20 protein-coding genes are annotated in these 19,460 nt (G+C 67.5%); 13 read left to right on the forward strand and 7 right to left on the reverse strand.

Annotated features, from left to right (window positions below; genetic code table 11):
* The first annotated feature begins 134 nt into the window (after positions 1-134).
* Genes J7346_RS04825 through fliE form a run of 3 tightly spaced genes read left to right on the forward strand, consistent with a single transcriptional unit; the run spans position 135 to position 1,300 of the window.
* Positions 135-536, forward strand: coding sequence for a flagellar basal body protein (locus tag J7346_RS04825; RefSeq protein ID WP_209118607.1), 402 nt, complete (start codon positions 135-137; stop codon positions 534-536).
* A gap of 58 nt (positions 537-594) precedes the next feature.
* Positions 595-981 (forward strand): flagellar basal body rod protein FlgC, encoded by a 387-nt coding sequence (gene flgC / locus J7346_RS04830; RefSeq protein ID WP_209118609.1) that lies wholly within the window; start codon positions 595-597, stop codon positions 979-981.
* Positions 982-994: 13 nt separating this feature from the next.
* Positions 995-1,300: a flagellar hook-basal body complex protein FliE gene (fliE, locus tag J7346_RS04835; protein WP_209118313.1), complete on the forward strand. Its 306-nt coding sequence runs from the start codon at positions 995-997 to the stop codon at positions 1,298-1,300.
* Here fliE and J7346_RS04840 read toward each other — a convergent pair.
* Complete coding sequence (locus J7346_RS04840) at positions 1,281-2,420, reverse strand: acyltransferase (RefSeq protein ID WP_209118315.1); 1,140 nt, start codon at positions 2,418-2,420, stop codon at positions 1,281-1,283. The genes fliE and J7346_RS04840 overlap by 20 nt on opposite strands.
* A gap of 130 nt (positions 2,421-2,550) precedes the next feature.
* Between J7346_RS04840 and fliQ the strand changes: the two genes are divergently transcribed.
* The 5 genes from fliQ to J7346_RS04865 all read left to right on the forward strand — a co-directional run bounded on the left by fliQ (position 2,551) and on the right by J7346_RS04865 (position 8,691).
* On the forward strand, positions 2,551-2,814 hold the full coding sequence (fliQ, locus tag J7346_RS04845; protein WP_209118317.1) for a flagellar biosynthesis protein FliQ: 264 nt from the start codon (positions 2,551-2,553) through the stop codon (positions 2,812-2,814).
* A gap of 4 nt (positions 2,815-2,818) precedes the next feature.
* A complete protein-coding gene (gene fliR / locus J7346_RS04850) occupies positions 2,819-3,589 on the forward strand; it encodes a flagellar biosynthetic protein FliR (RefSeq protein WP_209118319.1) in 771 nt (256 codons plus the stop codon).
* Complete coding sequence (gene flhB / locus J7346_RS04855; RefSeq protein WP_209118321.1) at positions 3,582-4,655, forward strand: flagellar biosynthesis protein FlhB; 1,074 nt, start codon at positions 3,582-3,584, stop codon at positions 4,653-4,655. Before fliR ends, flhB begins: the two co-directional genes overlap by 8 nt.
* A 70-nt stretch (positions 4,656-4,725) precedes the next feature.
* Complete coding sequence (locus tag J7346_RS04860) at positions 4,726-6,798, forward strand: ATP-binding protein (RefSeq protein WP_209118323.1); 2,073 nt, start codon at positions 4,726-4,728, stop codon at positions 6,796-6,798.
* Between the two features lie 69 nt (positions 6,799-6,867).
* A complete protein-coding gene (locus tag J7346_RS04865; RefSeq protein WP_209118325.1) occupies positions 6,868-8,691 on the forward strand; it encodes a DUF885 family protein in 1,824 nt (607 codons plus the stop codon).
* Positions 8,692-8,697: 6 nt separating this feature from the next.
* On the opposite strand, the gene J7346_RS04870 is transcribed toward J7346_RS04865, so the two are convergent.
* From J7346_RS04870 to J7346_RS04880, 3 genes are all read right to left on the reverse strand, one after another.
* A complete protein-coding gene (locus J7346_RS04870; protein WP_209118327.1) occupies positions 8,698-9,045 on the reverse strand; it encodes a hypothetical protein in 348 nt (115 codons plus the stop codon).
* A 13-nt stretch (positions 9,046-9,058) separates the two neighbouring features.
* A complete protein-coding gene (locus tag J7346_RS04875; RefSeq protein WP_209118329.1) occupies positions 9,059-9,352 on the reverse strand; it encodes a hypothetical protein in 294 nt (97 codons plus the stop codon).
* 72 nt (positions 9,353-9,424) lie between these two features.
* A complete protein-coding gene (locus tag J7346_RS04880; RefSeq protein ID WP_209118331.1) occupies positions 9,425-10,528 on the reverse strand; it encodes a DUF1176 domain-containing protein in 1,104 nt (367 codons plus the stop codon).
* A 134-nt stretch (positions 10,529-10,662) separates the two neighbouring features.
* On the opposite strand from J7346_RS04880, the gene J7346_RS04885 reads away from it, so the two are divergent.
* The 5 genes from J7346_RS04885 to J7346_RS04905 all read left to right on the forward strand — a co-directional run bounded on the left by J7346_RS04885 (position 10,663) and on the right by J7346_RS04905 (position 14,337).
* On the forward strand, positions 10,663-11,874 hold the full coding sequence (locus J7346_RS04885; RefSeq protein ID WP_209118333.1) for an NADP-dependent isocitrate dehydrogenase: 1,212 nt from the start codon (positions 10,663-10,665) through the stop codon (positions 11,872-11,874).
* A gap of 193 nt (positions 11,875-12,067) precedes the next feature.
* The gene (locus J7346_RS04890) at positions 12,068-12,649 is read left to right on the forward strand and encodes a DUF2939 domain-containing protein (RefSeq protein WP_209118334.1); all 582 of its coding nucleotides are present in this window, start codon (positions 12,068-12,070) and stop codon (positions 12,647-12,649) included.
* 101 nt (positions 12,650-12,750) lie between these two features.
* Complete coding sequence (locus J7346_RS04895) at positions 12,751-13,299, forward strand: DUF2939 domain-containing protein (RefSeq protein WP_209118336.1); 549 nt, start codon at positions 12,751-12,753, stop codon at positions 13,297-13,299.
* 72 nt (positions 13,300-13,371) lie between these two features.
* The gene (locus J7346_RS04900) at positions 13,372-13,725 is read left to right on the forward strand and encodes a hypothetical protein (protein ID WP_209118338.1); all 354 of its coding nucleotides are present in this window, start codon (positions 13,372-13,374) and stop codon (positions 13,723-13,725) included.
* Between the two features lie 81 nt (positions 13,726-13,806).
* The gene (locus tag J7346_RS04905; protein WP_209118340.1) at positions 13,807-14,337 is read left to right on the forward strand and encodes a hypothetical protein; all 531 of its coding nucleotides are present in this window, start codon (positions 13,807-13,809) and stop codon (positions 14,335-14,337) included.
* Positions 14,338-14,361: 24 nt separating this feature from the next.
* Here the strand turns inward: J7346_RS04905 and J7346_RS04910 are convergent, their stop codons facing one another.
* From J7346_RS04910 to alaS, 3 genes are all read right to left on the reverse strand, one after another.
* Entirely contained in the window at positions 14,362-15,000 is a 639-nt protein-coding gene (locus J7346_RS04910; protein WP_209118342.1) for a hypothetical protein, read from the reverse strand.
* A 300-nt stretch (positions 15,001-15,300) separates the two neighbouring features.
* Positions 15,301-16,698 (reverse strand): WG repeat-containing protein, encoded by a 1,398-nt coding sequence (locus J7346_RS04915; protein WP_209118344.1) that lies wholly within the window; start codon positions 16,696-16,698, stop codon positions 15,301-15,303.
* A 101-nt stretch (positions 16,699-16,799) separates the two neighbouring features.
* Positions 16,800-19,448 carry an alanine--tRNA ligase gene (alaS, locus tag J7346_RS04920; RefSeq protein WP_209118345.1) on the reverse strand — a complete coding sequence of 883 codons (2,649 nt, stop codon included), beginning with the start codon at positions 19,446-19,448 and terminating at the stop codon, positions 16,800-16,802.
* Positions 19,449-19,460 lie beyond the last annotated feature (12 nt).

The raw sequence follows: 19,460 nt of genomic DNA on the forward strand, positions 1-19,460 counted from the left end.
GCACTCGCGGGTCGGCGCCAAAGGTTAACCGTGAGGGTTAACGTCGCGTTTAGATAACCCGTGATTAACCATGCAGGCGGCAGTTTATGCCCAGCCCGCAGTCTCGCGGGGCCCTGACCCTCAAGGAGGCCGACATGGGTGTGGCCGACCTGCCCCTGCTGAACCAGATCAAGGGGCGACTGACCTGGCTGGACGAACGCCAGCGTGTCATCGCCCAGAACGTCGCCAACTCTGACACGCCCGGCTATGTGGCGCGCGACCTGGCTTTGCCAAAGGACTTCTCGGCCGCCATGAGCGCCGGGCCGGTCACCCTGGCCCGGACCCAGGCCGGACACATCGCCCCGCCGTCGCCGGCCGCCCGCTATGCCGCGGTCGAGGCCCCCGACTCGGAGACCACGCTCGACGGCAATGCCGTGGTGGTCGAGGAGCAGATGCTGAAGATGACCGAAAGCCGCATGGCCTATGAGGCGGCCATCGGCTTCTATCAGAAGTCTATGACCATGCTGCGGATGGCCGCGCGGCCGCCGGGCCGCTGATCCCGTGCTGAAGGACGATTGAGCCATGCCCGATCCCGTTCCCCCCAGAAATCCCGCCATGGCCGTCGCCGCCGGTGCCATGAAGGCCCAGCAGTCGCGCATGCGCGTGATCGCCGAGAACATCGCCAACGCCGACTCGACCTCGCCCGTCGCGGGCGGCCAGCCCTACCGTCGTCAGGTGCCGGTCTTCCAGTCGCGCACGGTCGATGGTGCGACCGGCGTGGTGCTGGCCGAAGTGCGGCCGGACCAAAGCGACTTCAAGATGGAGTACGACCCCTCCCATCCGGCGGCCAATGCCGACGGCTATGTGATGCGGCCGAACGTCAACACCCTGGTCGAGGCCATGGATATGCGCGAGGCCCAGCGCGCCTATGAGGCCAACCTCAATATCATCGAGACGGCGCGCGCCATGGAGAGCCGCCTGCTCGAGATCCTGAAGAAGTAGGGGATAGGCTGCTATGAACCCGCTTGCCGCCGCACGCGCCTATCAGGCCATCCAGGGCGCCGGTTCGGTCAACCCCGGCGGGGCGGCCGGTCCGACCGACGGGCCCGGCTTTTCCGATCTGGTCCAGAACGTCATCGCCAGCGCGACGACCCAGACCCGTGCCGCCGAGACCCAGATGACCCAGATGGTCCAGGGGCAGGGCAGTCTGATCGATGTGGTCACCGCCATCAGCTCGGCCGAGGCCTCACTGGAAACCGCCATGGCGGTGCGCGACCAGATGATCCAGGCCTATCAGGAAATCATGCGTATGCCGATCTGACGGGGGCGGGCGCCGGCTGGCGCCGTCCGCGGGTACGCGCCTTCAGCCAGTCCTGCAGCGGGCCGTCGACCATGTGGTGGAAGGCAAAGGCGAAGGCCACCGCCAGCGCCACGCCCATGGCCCAGATCGCCCACTGCACCGGCTCTGACAGGTTCAGGCGCGCAATGGCGACATTGGCCACGCCGAACCAGGCGATGCGCACCACCTCATTGCTGATGAACATCGAGAACGACACCAGCGCGGCCCGCTCGACCAGCCGCGACGGCCGCCGCACCGGCATGGCGCCGGCCGCGAGGATGATCAGCGAGATCATCACCAGACTGGGCAGGGCGTTCTTGCCGTAGAACTGCAGGGCCACCAGACCGACAGTGGCCAGGATGCCGACCCAGCCCGCCAGCTTCGGATTGATCCAGACCCGGTGCGCGAAGGCGGCCAGCGCCATGCCCAGGAAGAACAGCGGCAGGGCGCGGAAGAAGCCGAACTTCATCGGCATCTGATAGACCGGATAGCCCAGCAGGGCGTGCGCCAGCTGGTTGGCGACCAGATAGGCGGAAATGCCCAGCACCAGCCAGGTCCATGGCCCCAGCCGGGCACAGCCGCGCACGATCCAAGGAAACGCCAGATAGCAGCCGATCAGGGCCGAGATCGACCAGGTGGGCGCGTTCCAGCCCAGACCGCCGGGAATGCCGAACGCCTGCACCAGTCCCAGCTGCGCGGGCAGCTGGCTCCACAGGAACCATTCCGGGTTGCGCGGCGCCAGTCCGACCAGACCGCTGCCGACCACCAGGGCGACCAGCGCCAGCCCCATCATCAGATGCGCCGGCACGACGCGCAGCACCCGCCGCGTCAGGAAGTCAGCCGGGCTTACATCGCCCGAAGCGACGCTTCGCGAATACAGCCGCATCAGCACATAGCCGCTGTCGATCAGGAACAGATTGGTCAGCAGAAAGCCCGTGTGCTCGAACGCCGGGTGCAGGCTCTCGGCCAGCGCGATCGGCCCGGCCCCCTGGAAGTGATGCAGGATGATCAGGAAGGCCACGATGAAACGGATCGCGTCCAGCCATCCGCCGCGCGCGATCGGAGTTGTCTCGTTTCGGGTCGAAATCCAGCGTTCCAGCATGGTCGTGGCTCCTTTGTCCCCGTTCACGCAAGGGCGGGGCCAGCCGGAGCGGCGCCTTCGTTAGGGCGGTGTTAACCACGCTCCCGGCACTTTCTGCCGGGTGCGCGTACCGGTACGGAGAGTCTGAGTCATGAATGGTGCCGAGGTCATGGACGTGGGGCGCGACGCCCTGTGGCTGACCATCCAGCTGTGTGCGCCGGCCCTGATCGTCGCCCTGCTGGTCGGTGTCGGCATCGGCCTGTTCCAGGCCCTGACCCAGATCCAGGAACAGACCCTGGTCTATGCGCCCAAGATCCTTGCCATCTTCGTGGCCCTGCTGCTGTTCCTGCCGATGATGGGGGCGCTGCTGGGCAGCTTCATGCAGACGATCGCCGCCCGCATCGCAGGCATGTAGCCGGGTGGACGGCTACGCCACCGCCGATCAGGTCTGGGGCGCGGCCCTCGTCTTCGCGCGCCTCGGCGCCGTGCTCATGCTGCTGCCGGGCATCGGCGAGACCTATGTGCCGCCGCGCATCCGCCTGTCGCTGGCGCTGGTCATCACCCTAGTCGTCTGGCCGGTCGTGGCGCCGGTCCTGCCGGCCCTGCCCGAAAGCGTCGGCGGCATGGCCGGCTGGGTCATCCGCGAGGTCGCCACGGGACTGATGATCGGGGCCATCCTGCGCGCCTTCATGACGGCGCTCGCCACGGCGGGCGAGGTGGTTTCGCTCCAGACCACGCTCAGCTTTTCCCAGAGCGCCAATCCGCTGCAGGCCCAGCCCGGCTCGACCATCGCCGCCTTCCTGACGCTGGTCGGGGTGACCCTGCTGTTCGCCACCAATACCCACCACCTGTTCCTCGCCGGGCTGGCGGGGTCCTATGAGCTGATCGCGCCGGTCCGTCCCCTGATGACCGCCGACTTCACGACGCTGGCGGTCCGCACCCTGGGCGACAGCTTCATGCTGGGCGTCCAGCTGGCGGCCCCGGTGATCGTCTTTGCCATCATCTTCAACCTGGCCTCGGGGCTGGTCGGGCGGGTGATGCCTCAGTTCCAGGTCTTCTTCGCCACGGCCCCGCTCAGCATCCTGCTGGGGCTGTCCATCTTCACCCTGTCGCTCGGCGTGGTCGGCACCGTCTTCATCGACCGCTATCGCAGCCTCGCCCAGATCTTCGCCGGAGGCGCCGGTGGCTGAAGATCAGGATCCCGAGTCCAAAACAGAAGAAGCCACCCCGCGAAAATTAGAGGACGCGCGAAAAAAGGGTGACGTCGCCAAATCGCCCGATGTCGCCTCGGCCCTCTCCCTGCTGGGCGCCGCCGCCGTCCTGCTGATGGCCGGCGGACATTTCGCCGGTCAGCTGGCCGAGAGTCTCGTGCCTTTCATCGCCTCGCCCCACACCCTGATGGGCGGGCTGGATGCAGGGGCCGGGGTCGAGATCGGCAGCCGCGCCCTGTGGTCCGCGGCCCCCTTCCTCGGTGCCCTGATGATGGCGGTCATCCTGGGCGGCGTCGGTGGCAATCTGGCCCAGTCGGGCCTGGTGTTCAGCGCCGAGAAGCTGAAGCCGAAATGGAGCAAGCTCAGCCCGATCGAGGGGGTGAAGCGCATCTTCGGCCCCGACGGCCTGATGAATTTCGTCAAGACCTTCATCAAGCTGCTTGCCGTCATCGGCATCTGCTGGATGGTGCTGAAGCCGCACCTGCGCGAGCTGGAAAACATGGCCGCGATGTCCCCGGCCAGCATCCTGCCCTTCGCCCGGGACCTGGCCCTGTGGCTGATGGTGGCGACCCTGCTGTTCCTGGCGGTAACGGCGGGCGCCGACTTCCTCTGGCAGAAGATGCGCTTTGCCAAGCGCATGCGGATGAGCCGCGAGGAACTGAAGGAAGACTACAAGCAGACCGAGGGGGACCCGCACGTCAAGGCGCGCCTGAAACAGATCCGGGCCCAGCGCAGCCGCCAGCGCATGATGCAGAATGTGCCCAAGGCCACGGTCATCGTCACCAACCCGACCCACTATTCCGTGGCCCTGCGCTACGAGCCGGACCAGGGCGATGCGGCCCCCGTCTGCGTGGCCAAGGGCGTCGACACCCTCGCCATGAAGATTCGGGAGGTGGCACGCGAGCACGATGTGCCGATCGTCGAGAATGTGCCGCTCGCCCGCGCCCTCTACGCCTCGGTCGATGTCGACGAGACCATCCCGCGCGAGCATTTCGAGGCCGCCGCTCAGGTCATCGGCTTCGTCTTCCAGAAGCGGCGTCGCTAGGCGGGTGACGTCCGTACGCGGTGGATATGGCATAAGGGGACAGGCGATTCGCCTCGCAGGAGAGAGCGGGATGACCACCCCGGCCCGGCCGCAGGCCCAACGCGCGCCCATCGATCTGACCCTTGTGCTGATGGCGATCGGCTGTGCGCTGGTGGTCGGGGCCATGGCCTATCCGGCCTTCCGCACGAATCCGCTGAGCGCGCCCGGCCTGATCCTGATCCTGGCGGCGGGGGGCGTGGCCCTGATCGGGCTGATGATCTTCACCCGCAGTGAAGCGCGCAAGCCGACCGGCGACACGGCCGTCGAAATGCTGGACGCCCTGGCCGAGCCCGCCGCCCTCGTATGGTCGGACGGACGTGTGCTCGCCTACAACGCCGCCTGGAGCGAGGCCGATGGCGCCACCTCCAGCCTGCCGCGTCGGGGCGGCAAGGCGGCCCAGGCTCTCTATGCAGCCTTCGCCCAGGCCCGCTCCGGCGAACAGGGCCGCGCCCTGATCGCGCTGGGCAGTCGCGACGTCGAGGCCCTGATCGGTTACGCCGGGCCGGGCCGTTTTCTGGTCCGCTCGGCGCCCGAGACCCTGCTGGCGCCATCCCCTGTCCAGGAAACCACCGAAGCCGCCCGCCCCCGCACCACCGGCACCCTGCGCGAGGGGCATGCCATGGCGGCCGGTGCGCCGTTCGGCTCGGCCATCATCCGCCACGACGACCTGTTCGCGGGTCGCGTCGAGCAGCCCAATGCGGCGCTCGCCCTTCTGACGGGACCGGCCTCGGCGCGTGACGCCGCCTTCGGGCACCTGTTCGATCCGGCGGGCGTGGCCGAGGCGCGCACCCGTCTGGCCGCCGGGTCGGCCGGGCCGATCGAACTGGTGGCCCGCGCCCACCCCGACCGCATCCTGCACCTCTATGTCGCGCCCGAGGATGACGCCCGGCGCGTCTGGCTGTTCGACGCCTCGGCCCAGAAATCGATGGAGCTGCAGCTGTCGCAGGCCCAGAAGATGCAGGCCGTGGGTCAGCTCGCGGGCGGGGTCGCGCACGATTTCAACAATCTGCTGACCGCCATCCAGCTGCAGCTGTCGGGCCTGCTGGAGCGTCACCCCGTGGGCGACCCGTCCTATGACGGACTGAACGAGATCCGCCAGACGGCCATCCGGGCCGCCGATCTGGTGCGCAAGCTGCTGGCCTTCTCGCGCAAGTCGACCGTCCGGCGCGAGCGGCTGGATCTGGGCGAACTGGTCGGCGAGTTCGCGGTCCTGCTGCGGCGCCTGCTGCGCGAGGATGTGCGGCTCGAGACCGACCACGGCCGCGACCTGCCGGTGGTGCTGGCCGACAAGAGCCAGCTGGAAACCGCCGTCATGAACCTGGCCGTCAATGCACGCGACGCCATGCGCGGCGTGGTCGAGCCGGGCGCGGGCGTGGTCACCATCACCACCCGGCGCCTGACCGCCGACGCAGCCCGCAGCATGGGCTGGCATGAGGCCCCCGACAGCGACGTGGCCCTGATCGAGGTCTCCGACACCGGCCCCGGTGTCCCGCCGGAAATCCTCGACAAGATTTTCGAGCCTTTCTTCACGACCAAGGCGGTCAATGAGGGCACGGGCATGGGTCTGGCGACCGTCTACGGCATCGTCGAACAGGCGGGCGGCCACATCAATGTCACCAACCTCGATGGCGCGGGTGCGGCCTTCCGCATCTTCCTGCCCGCTGCGGCTCCGGCCGAGCTGGAGGCCGTCGCCCCGGTCGAGGTCAAGGTCAAGGCGCCGCGCGACCTGTCCGGAGCCGGTCGCATCCTGTTCGTCGAGGACGAGGCCGCCGTGCGCGGCATCGCCGCCCGCCTGCTGCGCCAGCGCGGCTATGAGGTGATCGAGGCCGGCGACGGCGAGGAGGCTCTGGTGCTGGCCGAGGAGAATGCCGGTCAGATCGACATGATGATCTCGGACGTGATCATGCCGGGTCTGGATGGCCCGAACCTGCTCAAGAAGGCCCGCCCCTACCTGGGCGACATCCCGGTCATGTTCATCTCCGGCTATGCCGAGAGCGACTTCTCCGACCTGTTGCAGGACGAGGCGGGCGTCTCCTTCCTGCCCAAGCCGCTCGACATCAAGACCCTGGCCGAGCGCGTCAAACAGCACCTGCACGCGGAATAGCGCCGCCCCCTTGCCGGATCGCGGGTGCGATGCCCTTATGCGCCCCGGCCTGACCAAAGGGAGCCCGCCATGATCGACCGTCGCCGCCTTCTCATGACCGCCGCCGCTGCCGGCGCCGGTCTCGCCGCCTCGGGTCAGGCCCTGGCCCGCGCCCTGCCGGGCGCCGATCCCGTGGCCGAACTGAACGGCTGGATGGACCGGGTCTTCCAGGACCTGGTCATGACCTCGCCGGAAATCCTGACGTCTCTGGGTCTCGACAAGGGCGCGCTGGCCCCGGCCAGGAGCCAGCTGGATGATCGCTCCCAGGCGAAGATCGAGGCCGACAAGGCCAAGTTCAATCGCTTTGCCGACGAGCTGAACGCCATCGACCGTTCGGCCCTGACCGGCCGCGACGCGGTCAACTACGACACCGTGAAATTCTTCGGGGAGACGGTCCAGATCGGTCAGGACTTCCCCTACGGGACCGGCAATTCGCCCTACACCGTCTACCAGCTGGGCGGCGCCTACCAGAACATCCCCGACTTCCTCGACAGCCAGCACCAGATCGAGACGGCCGAGGACGCCGAGGCTTATCTGGCGCGCCTCGCGGCCTTCCCGACGGCGCTGGACCAGGAAACCGAGCGCATGCTGGCGGACTTTGCCGCCGGGGCCGTCCCGCCGGACTTCGTCATCGACAAGACCCTGCTGCAGCTGGCCAATCTGCACGACACGCCGGCGGCCGAGTCGATCATGACCACCTCGGTCGAGCGCCGCACGTCGGAGAAGGGCATTGCCGGCGACTGGGCTGCCCGCGCCGAACGGATCGTCGCCGGAGAAATCTACCCCGCCCTGCTGCGCCAGGCCGACGCCTTCAAGGCACGCCGCGCCGGGGCCGTGCACGATGCGGGTGTGTGGCGCCTTCCCGACGGCGAGGCCTGGTACAGCTATGGCCTGCGCAATTCGACCACCACCACCATAACGGGCGAGGAGGTCCACCAGATGGGCCTGGAGCAGGTGGCCGAGCTGACCGCCCGGGCCGACGCCCTGCTGCGCGCCGAGGGCATGACCCAGGGCACGGTGGGCCAGCGCATCGCCGCCATGAGCCAGGACCAGCGCTTCATCTATCCCAACACCGATGCGGGCAAGGAGCAGCTGCTGGCCGACCTGAACCTGCAGATGCAGGACATGCAGGCGCGGCTGCCCGACTATTTCGGCCGCATTCCCAAGAGCCCGGTCGAGGTGCGCCGCGTGCCGGTCTTCACCGAGGCGGGCGCGCCCGGTGGCTACTATCAGGGGCCGGCGCTGGATGGTTCGCGTCCCGGCGCCTACTACATCAACCTGCGCGACACGGCCGAATGGCCGAAGTGGACCCTGCCGACCCTGACCTATCACGAGGCATCGCCGGGCCATCACCACCAGATCGCCCTGCAGCAGGAGAATGACGACGCGCCCATGCTGCTCAAGATCCTCGGCTTCTCGGCCTATTCCGAGGGCTGGGGCCTGTATGCCGAGCAGCTGGCCGACGAGATGGGCGTCTACGCCGACGATCCCTGGGGCCAGATCGGCTATCTGCAGTCGTTGATGTTCCGCGCGACCCGGCTGGTGGTCGACTCCGGCCTCCACCACAAGCGCTGGAGCCGCGAACAGGCGATCCGCTATATGGTCGATACGCTGGGCGATCAGGAAAGCGCCGTGACCACCGAGGTCGAACGCTACGCCGTCTGGCCGGGCCAGGCCTCGTCCTACAAGATCGGCCACACCGAATGGGTGCGCCTGCGTGAGAACGCCAAGGCCGCCCTGGGCGACCGGTTCGACATCAAGGGCTTCCACGACACGGGTCTGGCGGTCGGCGGCGTGCCCCTGACCGTTCTGGAAGAGGTCATCACCGACTGGGTCGCGGCCCGGAAGGCCTGACCGGCCTCAGTCGTCGCGATCGCGATCACGGTCCCGACCGTGGTCGCGGTCGCGGTCGTGGTCCCGGTGACGGCGGCGGTCGCGGCGATCCCGCCGGTCATGATCGCGGTCATAGTCCGGGACCACATAGACCGGCGGATAGTAGTTCAGGTCTCCGGGGCAGTAGCGCTGCTCGATGCCATAGGGATTGCCCGGCGGTTTGGCGTAGTAGCAGTTCCGGTTTTCCCACTCGAGCTGGGCGTTGACGTCCTCGAGACCCATCAGGATGCCCTCCATGATGTCCGGGTCCGAACAGGCCGAGGTGCCGAGGGCTGCACTTCCGGCCAGCAGGACCATCAGGCGTCTGGCAGTCATGGTCGTCTCCCGTTCACTGTCGGGGCGGGTGCGGGCGATGCGGGCGATGGGGCCGGTGAGGGCGATCCCGGTAATCCCGGTCGCCGTAGCAGACCTGGTACGGATACCCCCACGCATCGATGCGGGTATAGCAGTCCGCGTCGAGGATCAGCGCCAGCGCCACCAGATCGGCGCCGATCGACACGCCCTGCCAGAACAGCGGATCGGACAGGGGATCGTCACTGGCACAGGCGGACGCCAGCAGGCCACAGGCGGCCAGCGCCACAGTGGCCCTGGATCGCACAAAACGCATCGGTGTCGGTGTCATGGTCAAGCCTCCCATGACCCGAGATTAGTCCGCCACCGGACACAGGGGCTGTGACGGAATCTGATACCCACGCTATCCGGGGGTGCGGCTGTCCCAGGTCAGCGGCCACAGGTCTGGCGTCACGCCGAAGCAGCGCTCCATCTCGCTTTCCCGCGCCAGCACAAAGCCGCGCGCGGTCCAGACCCACTCGTGCACCGTGCCGCAATCGCCGATGCCGCGCCCCTTGCCAAAGGCCGACAGTCGCCGCGTGGCCGGGTCGTAATCGGGGTTGATCGGCGTCTCCATCGCCTCGCCCGTGGTCGGCAGGCTGACGATGCGGGGCGACGCTCCGGCACTGTCCGTCAGCGCATAGAGATAGCCGGTGTTATAGGTCCCCATGAAACACGGCACGCCCCACAGCACGGTGTCGGCATCCAGCCGGTATTGCTGCGTGGACGACTGGAAGTCGGGGCTGAAGTCCGTATCGCCCCGGCATTCCCGGACCCTGGCCATCGCCTCGACGGCGTCTGGCAGGGCCGTGCCCTCTTTCATGCCGGTCTGGGCGACGGCGGGGGCAGGCGTCACGATCGGCAGGGCCGGCGCGGCGGGCACCCGTGCGGCCGGGGCATCGCCCTTGCGGATCAGGGCCGTGACCGTATCCAGCCGCCCCTGCCGTTCGTCGATCCAGAGCAGGGCGGCGGACACGCCCGAGACCGAGAATTCCAGGGTATCCTCGCCGGTGCCGATGGCAGCTGTCCGGGCTCCCGCCAAGGCCGCGATCAGGGCGCGCGCCCGCTCGGCAGCGACGCGGGCGACGTTGTCCCTCACATCCAGTCCGTAGGCGCGCCCGTCGAGGGTCAGCGTGCGCTGGAGGATTTCGGCATTCATCCCCATCCCCATCTCGACCACTGGCACTGCCTCCGGTCCGGCGGGCATGACGATCCGCAGCCAGCCTGTGCCGCTCTCCATCCCGCCGAAGGCGGTACAGGTACCGTCGTTTCCACAGACCACGCTCCAGTCGCGAAACGCCCTGGTCTCCGGACGGGCCGTCGCCGCAGCGGGGGTGGGCGAGGGCGCCGCCGCGCCGTCCGCCGGGGCTTCGGTGCCCGCGTTGGTTTGCCCCTCCGGTTCGCCCTGACAGGCCCCCAGCAGCGCGATCAGGCTGACCCCGAGGCTCGCAAGCAGTGTTCGGCGCATGGGAGGTCTCCTTCGATCCGGCGGTTTCACCGTGAGGCAGCGACAACGCGGGCACAAGGGCGGGGTTTCGCGCGGGCGCGGGGCTCGCTATACCGCCCCCACAAATTTCCTTCCCGCAAAGACAGAGAGCGCACATGGCCAAGATCAAGGTCGACAACCCCATCGTGGACATCGACGGCGACGAGATGACCCGGATCATCTGGCAGATGATCAAGGACAAGCTGGTCTTCCCCTACCTCGACCTCGAGCTCGACTATTACGATCTGGGCATGGAACACCGCGACGCCACCGACGACCAGGTGACGATCGACGCCGCCCACGCCATCCAGAAGCACGGCGTCGGCGTGAAGTGCGCCACCATCACCCCCGACGAGGCCCGGGTCGAGGAATTCGGCCTGAAGAAGATGTGGAAGTCGCCGAACGGCACCATCCGCAACATCCTGGGCGGCGTGGTCTTCCGCGAGCCGATCATCTGCTCGAACGTGCCGCGTCTGGTGCCGGGCTGGACCCAGCCGATCGTCGTCGGCCGTCACGCCTTCGGCGACCAGTACAAGGCCACCGACTTCCTGATGCCGGGCGCCGGCACCCTGTCGATCAAGTTCGTCGGCGACGACGGCAAGGTGATCGAGCACGAGGTGTTCAAGTCGCCGGGCTCGGGCGTCGCCATGGGCATGTACAACCTCGATGCCTCGATCCGCGACTTCGCCCATGCCTCGTTCGGCTATGGCCTGGCGCGCAACTACCCGGTCTATCTGTCGACCAAGAACACCATCCTCAAGGCCTATGACGGCCGCTTCAAGGACATCTTCCAGGAGGTGTTCGACGCCGAATACGCCGAGGAGTTCAAGAAACGCGGCCTGACCTATGAGCACCGCCTGATCGACGACATGGTGGCCGCGGCCATCAAGTGGTCGGGCGGCTTCGTCTGGGCGTGCAAGAACTACGACGGCGACGTCCAGTCCGACATCGTCGCCCAGGGCTTCGGCTCGCTGGGCCTGATGACCTCGGTCCTGATGACGCCGGACGGCAAGGTCATGGAGACCGAGGCCGCCCACGGCACCGTCACCCGCCACTATCGCCAGCACCAGAAGGGCGAGGCCACCTCGACCAACTCCATCGCCTCGATCTTCGCCTGGACCCGCGGCTTCAAGCACCGCGCCAAGCTGGACAACAACGCCGAGCTGGACCGTTTCGCCGACACCCTCGAGAAGGTCGTCGTCGACACCGTCGAGTCGGGCTTCATGACCAAGGACCTGGCCCTGCTGGTCGGCGACCAGCAATCCTGGCTGACCACCGAAGGCTTCCTCGACAAGGTCGCCGAGAACCTCAACAAGGCCATGGCGTAAAATCCTCCCCTGCGGAGCGGGGGAGGGGGACCGCGTCAGCGGTGGAGGGGGCAAGCTTCCCCACCGCCGCCGCCTGACCGGATCCGCGTCATACGGCTTGCATCAGCCCCGCCCGACTCGCGTCGGCGGGGCTTTTGTTTGTGACCGGGCCGGGTTCGTGCATTCTGGGGCTGACACAGCCACGGAGAGGCACGTGAAAATCATCGGCAATCTGATCCTGGCGGCGGTGGTGCTGCTGGTCATCAGCTTCTTTGCGGCCCCGGGCGTGGCCTTCTTTGCCCTGCGCGGGGCGGCCGACAGTCGCGATGTGGCCGAGCTGGACCGGCTGGTCGACTATGGTGCCATGCGCAAGGCGCTGGGCCCGCAGCTGACCGGGCGCGTCGAGACCACCCCGCCGCCGCCCTCCATCCTCGAGGATCCGATCGGCGCCGTTCAGCGCCAGTTCCAGCGCGGGCCGGTGGCCGAAGGGCCGCGCGCCGACGCCTATCTGACGCCGGCGGCGCTGGGCGCCCTGACGCGGGGCGAGGGCCGCGAGGCCGCGCGCCGCTCGGAGGATACCGGCACGGTCGAGGCCGATGCACCCTCCGGCGGACCGCTGCCGCGCCCGGTCTACTGGGGCATGGACCGCGCCCGCATGGCCGTGACCGGCGAAAGCGGCGGCGAGACCGTCTTCACCTTTGCCCGCACCGGCTTCTTCAGCTGGCAGCTGGTACACGTCAGTTTGCCGGAACAGACCGTTCCCATGGTCGGTCAGAGCGGGCGCAAGGGCGGCTGACCCGTGGCCCCGGGCCGCGACTCACGGCAACCCTGACCGCAGGGGAGCGTTAGGGTGAAGGTGCCGGTGGGGACCGGACCCGTGGGAGTTTCGAGGGGACCATGCGTAAACTTGTGACCGGCCTGGCCGGACTGGCGCTCGTCGCCTTCGCCGGGGCCTGGGCCCTGTCGCCCGTCTTCGCCATGCAGGCGCTGACCCGTGCCGCCGAACAGGGGGACGAGCAAGCCCTCGACCGGCTGGTGGACTTTGCGGCCGTGCGCCAGAGCCTCAAGGACGAGCTGAACGCCCGCATGATGGCCGAGATGCGGGCCGATGACTCGGGCGTGGACCCGGCCTGGGCGGGGCTCGGCATGCTGCTGGGCCCGGCCATCGTCTCGGGCGCCATCGACGCCGTCGTCACGCCCCAGGGCGTCGCCACCATGGTCCGCACCGCAGAGGCCCCCGAGCCCGAGGACGTCCTCAACCGCCCCGAGGCCAGCCCCGGCAAGACCGAGGACGATGTGCGCAAGTCCTGGACCTATCGCGGCGCCAACCGCGTCGAGGTGCGCCTGACCACCACCGACCGCCCGGACCAGCCGCTGATCCTCAACATGGACCGGCAGGGCCTGTTCGGCTGGCGCCTCGTCGAGATCGACCTGCCGGACGCCTAGGGTCTGCCTTCCGGTGCCGGGCCGATGTCGGCCCCCATAGCGGACCCGGGCTGAAGGCCATAGTGTGCGTCCATGAGCAATCCTGCGGAAGTCGTTAGAGAACACCTCGCAGCCGTTGCCGATTACGACTGGGACGGCGCGAAAAGGACCATGTCTGCCAATGCCGACCTCACACTTGACGGTGTGACGGACTGGGAATGGACGATCTTCAATCTCTACAGGCAGGTCACTCAAGCGTGGGATTTCACGGTGTCCGCCGTCCGACTCTCCGGCGGGGACGATGGCGTGGTCACTGGGATGATCCGGCTGGTGAACCACGGCTGGATCAAGGACGTAAGGTGCAGATATCAGGTCACCCAAGACCGGATTATCTCAATCACCTTGTTTAGTAGCGCGCCGGCGAAGGTATCCCTGCCATTGGCCTAGGTGATATCCGCTATCCGCTCTCACGCGACAGTCCGCGCCCGACCCATTGCGGCCATCGAAAATCGCCGCGATGATAGCGGTATGACCTGTCGTCGGATCGCGGTTGCCGCATGCGCTTCGCTGGTGCTGAGCTGCGCAACAGCCTCATCCTCACCCTCGCTTGATCGACTGATTGGCTTCGCCGACCCCTCAACCTGCGAACCCAGCGAGGCATTTGGTGCCCTCCTGAACAGCCTGGTCGAGCATGAGCGGGACGGCGAAAGCTACACGCCCGTGCTGAAACCCCCTCTGGTCCCTGCGGCACTCAGGGACCAGTTCGGAACTCCGGAGTTGACGATTGGCGGGAGCGAGTATCGGGCGACGCTTCCGGTTCGCGGCACCTGGCAGGGCCTTCCCCTGCGCTCAGTCGCGGTCGTTGGCTGGATTGAGAGCGAGCAGGGCTTCGAACTCTTGTTCGATGCGAACCGTGCGGAGGTTCTTGCAACGGTCAATCAACTTGGGTTCGGCATTCCCCCATCCGGCAGTGACTATCGAGAGGATGACGTCCTGGGCCTCCATGTCGGAGTATCCGAGCACGAAGGTGGGGCTACACTTTACTGCATCCCCGGCTGAACGTCCGCTTCCTCACCTCAGGCGTCAGTCGGTCTCCGACCCTTGGCGGACGCTTGGGTCCGGGAATCGAACCATGGGGGAGGCGATCCTGAGCGTATCTCCATCGAGACGGAGAAAAACCTTGATGAGGCCGACGGACGTGCGGGCGCTGTCATCTGGATCTGTAGAAGCCAGCCCGTTGCTCCCGACGAGTGCGCCATAGTCGGTGCTCCAGTCGAAGTACGAATTGGCATCGGGCGCGAGCTGCCTCGCCTCCTGCTTCCATGAGTTCACGTCGATTCGACGCATCTTTCCGGTCTCGTCTGCGCTTAGGACGACATCGTCATTGTAGAGGCCCGTCCCGAGGCTGTTGCTCTGGAAGACAACCAGACCGCTGGTCACAATCTCTGGAACCTCGTACCACTGCGCGTGCGTACTTTCCTCATGGGCGACCAGGTGCAGCTGGCCGCTCTCGTCCCGCTTGATCAGGGCAACAGCACAGTAGCCGCCCTTGCAATATTCGTCCGCGCCCGAGCGCGGAAGGCCTGTTCCCTGCAACTGGTAGAAGAGGCCCCTGTCCCAATCGGTCGTGTGATCAATGACACGCCCCGATGAATAGACGACGCATCTCGGTTCAGAGGTGCCGAGACAAGGGCCGGAGATTTCGGCCGGCGGCGGGCTCAACTCGCCCGAACGCGAGACTGGAGCCGGTTGGCATGCCGACACCCATAGTGACCCAATGACTATCGCGAGAGCCCTCATCGCTCTTCCTCAGAACTGAAAACTCAGACGACCAATCGTATCCGGCGCTCAGGTCAGCGTCCCTCCCACTGGCGATGGCCGGCTCCCGACCGAAAGCGGACATCGGCGCCGTCCGCTTCCCGGATCCGCAGGACACCCGGACAGCCTGGCAATGACGTATCCTTGGCCCTCACCCGGAAATGCCGCGATCGGGCATTTCCGGGCGGGGGACACCGGGCCCCGTCAGTAGGGGCTGTCGCACTGCTGGCCGTTGACCGAGGCCAGTTCCTTGCCGTCGCGGGACACGCGGCCCATCTCGACCGCGCTGCCGGTGCCGCGCACGAAGAAATAGTCGCGGCTGCCCGTGATGGGGCGCAGGTCGTCGTACATCGGGTTGATCACATAGGTGCCCGAGGCATCGATCATGCCGAACTTCTCGCCGGACGAGACCACCGCCCGCCCGTTGCTGTCGAAGTCCGAGATCGCCCGGAACTGGGGATTGATCTTGTAGGTGCCCGAAGCGTCGATCACGCCCCAGCGATAGTTGTTGCGATCACCCTGCACCGCGACCGTGGCCACCACACCGCCGGGACCGTCGGCGAACTCGCCGACCATGTCGAACTGCGGATTGATCTTCAGATTGCCCTCGGAATCGATGAAGCCCCAGTCCTCGCCGACCAGCACGGGGGCCAGTCCGCCGGGGCCGAAGCCGCCCGCCTGCTCCCACTGCGGCTGGATGACCAGCTCGCCCGAGGTGTTGATATAGCCCCAGCGGTGGGTCTCGGTCTCTTCCATGAAGTCCGGGCGCTCGGGCCGCTCATAGCTGTAGCCCCAGGCGGCGGCGCGCTGTTCGGCACTCTGCTGGCGCTGCTCCCAGACCTCGGCGGCGCGGGTGTTCTCGGTGCGCTCGACCGTGGTCACCAGAACCGGCGCCAGGCCGTTTTCACCGAACTGGCCGACGGCGGTGTACTGGGGATTGATCACCCATTTGCCGCTCTCGTCGATGAAGCCCCATTTCCGGTCGGTCGAGGCCGCCGCGAGGCCCTTGGTGAAATAGACGATCTCGGTCATGTCGTCCTCGCTCGACATGGCCACCGAGTCGAACTGCGGATTGATGATGTAGGCCCCCTTGCGGTCGATGAAGCCGTACTGGTCGCCCGATTTGACCAGGGCGCGGCCCTTGGGGTCGAACGGACCCATCTCGTCGAACTGGGGATTGATGATGTAGGCGCCCTTGCGGTCGGCCGTGCCCCATTGTCCGCCGACCTCGACCAGCAGGGTGTCGCCGCCGTCCAGCATCAGGATGGAGTCGAACTGCGGATTGACCACATAGCTGCCCTTGCGATCGATCAGACCCCATTTGCCGCCGTTGCTGACCGGGGCGACGCCGTCCCTGGTGAAGAAGCCCGCGCCGTCGAACTGCGGATTGATGACGATCTTGCCGTCCTCGTCGACGAAGCCGCAGTTCTCGCCATAGGCCACCGGCATCAGGCCCAGATCGATCTCGGTGGCCATGCCACCGCCGCCCTTGCCGCCGAACGCGCCCATCGACCAGGCCGCTGCGCCCACGCCCAGCAGGGCCACGACCGCAACCCCGGCCAGCAGTCCCTTGTTCTGCAGCAAGCTCTTCTTGTCCGTCATCTGACTAGTCCCCCAGATCATCAAAGGGGCCGTCTGTATGTTCGCCCCCGTACACAGGGACAAACGTAACGGACTGACAGGTCAGATCAAGTTTTGGCCGATCAGAGCTTCTCGAGCGTGTCGCGGATAGCCTGAAGCCCGGCCTCGGCCTTGCTGGCGTCGGGCGCGCCGCCCTGTGCGAAATCCGGCTTTCCGCCGGCGCCCTTGCCGTCCATGGCCAAAACAGCTTCACGCGCCAGATCGGCGGCATTCACCCGGTCGGTGCTGTCGCTGGTCACCGCCACGGTCACGGCCGCCTTGCCGTCGGTCGTGCCGATCAGGGCGACGACGCCCGAGCCGACCTGTTTGCGGAAGTCCTCGGCCACGCCGCGCAGGCCCTTGCCGTCCACGCCGTCCAGGATGCGCGCGATCAGCTTGATGCCGTTGACCTCCTCCGGCGCCGCATTGCCGCCGGAACCGCCGCCCAGGGCCAGCTGCCTCTTCAGCTCGGCGACCTGTTTTTCCAGCGCCTTGACCGATCCTTGCAGGCTCTCGACCCGGGCCGGCACATCCGCCGGCTGGATCTTGAAGTCGCGGGCCAGACCGCGCGCCACCCGGGCCTGGGCCTCCAGATACTGGCGGGCGGGCTCGCCGGTCAGGGCCTCGATCCGGCGCACGCCGGCGGCGATGCCGCTCTCCGACACGATCTTGAACAGGGCGATGTCGCCCGTGCGCGCCACGTGGGTGCCGCCGCACAGTTCGACGGAGTAGGGCGTGTCGCCGGTCAGGCTGCGGCCCAGCGTCAGCACGCGGACCTCCTCGCCGTATTTCTCGCCGAACAGGGCCACGGCCCCGGCCTCGATCGCCGCCTCGGGCGCCATCAGCTTCGTCTCGGCCGGCAGGTTCTGGCGGATGACGGCGTTCACCTCATCCTCGATCCGGGCCAGTTCCTCGTCGGTCACCGGGGCGTTGTGGCTGAAGTCGAAGCGCATGCGCTCGGCGTCGACCATCTGGCCCTTCTGCGCGACGTGCGGGCCCAGCACATTCTTGAGCGCGGCGTGCAGCAGGTGCGCGGCCGAGTGGTTGGACCGGGTCGTCTGGCGCGCGGGCGCCGTCACCGAGGCCTCGACCCGGTCGCCGCTCTTCAGCGTGCCCGACAGGATGCGCACCCGGTGCACATGCAGGTCGGCCGCGGGCTTTTGCACGTCCAGCACCTCGGCCCGGCCGCCGTCCCAGCTCAGCGTACCGCGGTCGCCCGCCTGTCCGCCGCCTTCGCCGTAGAAGGGGGTGCGGTCCAGCACCAGCTCGGCCTCGGCGCCCTCGGGCGCTTCGTCGGCGGCCTCGCCGTCGACCACGAGTGCCAGCACCTCGCCGGTGCCGTCCACGCTGTCATAGCCGGTAAAGTCGGTCGGCCCCAGCCGGTCGCGCACGGCCAGCCATTCGGCCGCCGAGGCGGTCTGGCCCGAGCCCTTCCAGTGTTCACGCGAGCGGTCGCGCTGCTCGGCCATGGCGGCCTCGAAGCCCTCGATATCGACGGCGAAACCGCGGCGGCGCGCCTCGTCCTGGGTCAGGTCCAGCGGGAAACCATAGGTGTCATAGAGCGTAAAGGCCGTGCCGCCCGGCAGGGTGCCGCCCTCGGCCAGGTCGCGCGTGGCCTCCTCGAACAGGGTCATGCCGCGGCCCAGCGTGGTGCGGAAGCGGATCTCTTCCTGCTTCAGCGTGTCCTCGATGAAGGCCTGGGCGCGGACCAGCTCGGGATAGGCCTCACCCATCTCGGCCACCAGCATCGGCACCAGACGGTGCATCAGCGGATCGGCCGCGCCCAGCAGGTGGGCGTGGCGCATGGCCCGGCGCATGATGCGGCGCAGCACATAGCCGCGGCCCTCGTTCGACGGGGTGACACCATCAGCGATCAGGAAGGACGAGCTGCGCAGGTGGTCGGCGATCACCCGGTGGCTGGGCGCGCGGTCGCCCTCGGCGGCCACGCCCGTCGCCTGTTCGGACGCCGCGATCAGGGTGCGGAACAGGTCAGTCTCATAGTTGGAGTGCACGCCCTGCAGCACGGCAGCAACGCGCTCCAGCCCCATGCCCGTGTCGATCGACGGCTTGGGCAGGTTCAGGCGGGTGCCGTCTTCCTGCTGCTCGAACTGCATGAACACCAGGTTCCAGATCTCGACCCAGCGGTCGCCGTCTTCCTCCGGTGTTCCGGGCGGTCCGCCCCAGATGTGGTCGCCGTGGTCATAGAAGATTTCGGTGCAGGGGCCGCACGGGCCGGTGTCGCCCATCGACCAGAAATTGTCCGAACCGGCGATGCGCGCGATGCGGCTTTCCGGCAGGCCGGCGATCTTCTTCCACAGGTCAAAGGCCTCGTCGTCATCGACATAGACGGTGGCCATCAGCCGGTCCTTCGGAATGCCGAAGTCGCTCGTGACCAGCTTCCACGCCGCCTCGATGGCGTGCTCCTTGAAGTAGTCGCCGAACGAGAAATTCCCCATCATCTCGAAGAAGGTGTGGTGCCGCGCCGTGTAGCCGACATTGTCCAGGTCGTTGTGCTTGCCCCCGGCGCGCACGCATTTCTGGGCGCTGGCCGCGCGGCTGTACGGGCGCTTCTCCTGACCGGTGAAGACGTTCTTGAACGGCACCATGCCGGCGTTGACGAACAGCAGGGTCGGATCGTTCTGCGGGACCAGCGGCGCGGACTGCACCTTGGTGTGACCATCGGCGGCGAAATAGTCGAGGAAGGTCGAACGGATCTCTTTGAGGCTGGACATCAGGGCGGGCTC

The sequence above is a fragment of the Brevundimonas sp. A19_0 genome (assembly GCF_017744255.1).
Classification (GTDB): domain Bacteria; phylum Pseudomonadota; class Alphaproteobacteria; order Caulobacterales; family Caulobacteraceae; genus Brevundimonas.

Excerpts from the sequence above, each read along its gene's own strand:
- J7346_RS04825 (WP_209118607.1), top strand. The coding sequence starts at position 135 with ATGGGTGTGGCCGACCTGCCCCTGCTGAACCAGATCAAGGGGCGACTG.
- flgC (WP_209118609.1), top strand. The coding sequence starts at position 595 with ATGGCCGTCGCCGCCGGTGCCATGAAGGCCCAGCAGTCGCGCATGCGC.
- fliE (WP_209118313.1), top strand. The coding sequence starts at position 995 with ATGAACCCGCTTGCCGCCGCACGCGCCTATCAGGCCATCCAGGGCGCC.
- J7346_RS04840 (WP_209118315.1), bottom strand. The coding sequence starts at position 2,420 with ATGCTGGAACGCTGGATTTCGACCCGAAACGAGACAACTCCGATCGCG.
- fliQ (WP_209118317.1), top strand. The coding sequence starts at position 2,551 with ATGAATGGTGCCGAGGTCATGGACGTGGGGCGCGACGCCCTGTGGCTG.
- J7346_RS04860 (WP_209118323.1), top strand. The coding sequence starts at position 4,726 with ATGACCACCCCGGCCCGGCCGCAGGCCCAACGCGCGCCCATCGATCTG.
- J7346_RS04865 (WP_209118325.1), top strand. The coding sequence starts at position 6,868 with ATGATCGACCGTCGCCGCCTTCTCATGACCGCCGCCGCTGCCGGCGCC.
- J7346_RS04870 (WP_209118327.1), bottom strand. The coding sequence starts at position 9,045 with ATGACTGCCAGACGCCTGATGGTCCTGCTGGCCGGAAGTGCAGCCCTC.
- J7346_RS04875 (WP_209118329.1), bottom strand. The coding sequence starts at position 9,352 with ATGACACCGACACCGATGCGTTTTGTGCGATCCAGGGCCACTGTGGCG.
- J7346_RS04880 (WP_209118331.1), bottom strand. The coding sequence starts at position 10,528 with ATGCGCCGAACACTGCTTGCGAGCCTCGGGGTCAGCCTGATCGCGCTG.
- J7346_RS04885 (WP_209118333.1), top strand. The coding sequence starts at position 10,663 with ATGGCCAAGATCAAGGTCGACAACCCCATCGTGGACATCGACGGCGAC.
- J7346_RS04895 (WP_209118336.1), top strand. The coding sequence starts at position 12,751 with ATGCGTAAACTTGTGACCGGCCTGGCCGGACTGGCGCTCGTCGCCTTC.
- J7346_RS04900 (WP_209118338.1), top strand. The coding sequence starts at position 13,372 with ATGAGCAATCCTGCGGAAGTCGTTAGAGAACACCTCGCAGCCGTTGCC.
- J7346_RS04905 (WP_209118340.1), top strand. The coding sequence starts at position 13,807 with ATGACCTGTCGTCGGATCGCGGTTGCCGCATGCGCTTCGCTGGTGCTG.
- J7346_RS04915 (WP_209118344.1), bottom strand. The coding sequence starts at position 16,698 with ATGACGGACAAGAAGAGCTTGCTGCAGAACAAGGGACTGCTGGCCGGG.
- alaS (WP_209118345.1), bottom strand. The coding sequence starts at position 19,448 with ATGTCCAGCCTCAAAGAGATCCGTTCGACCTTCCTCGACTATTTCGCC.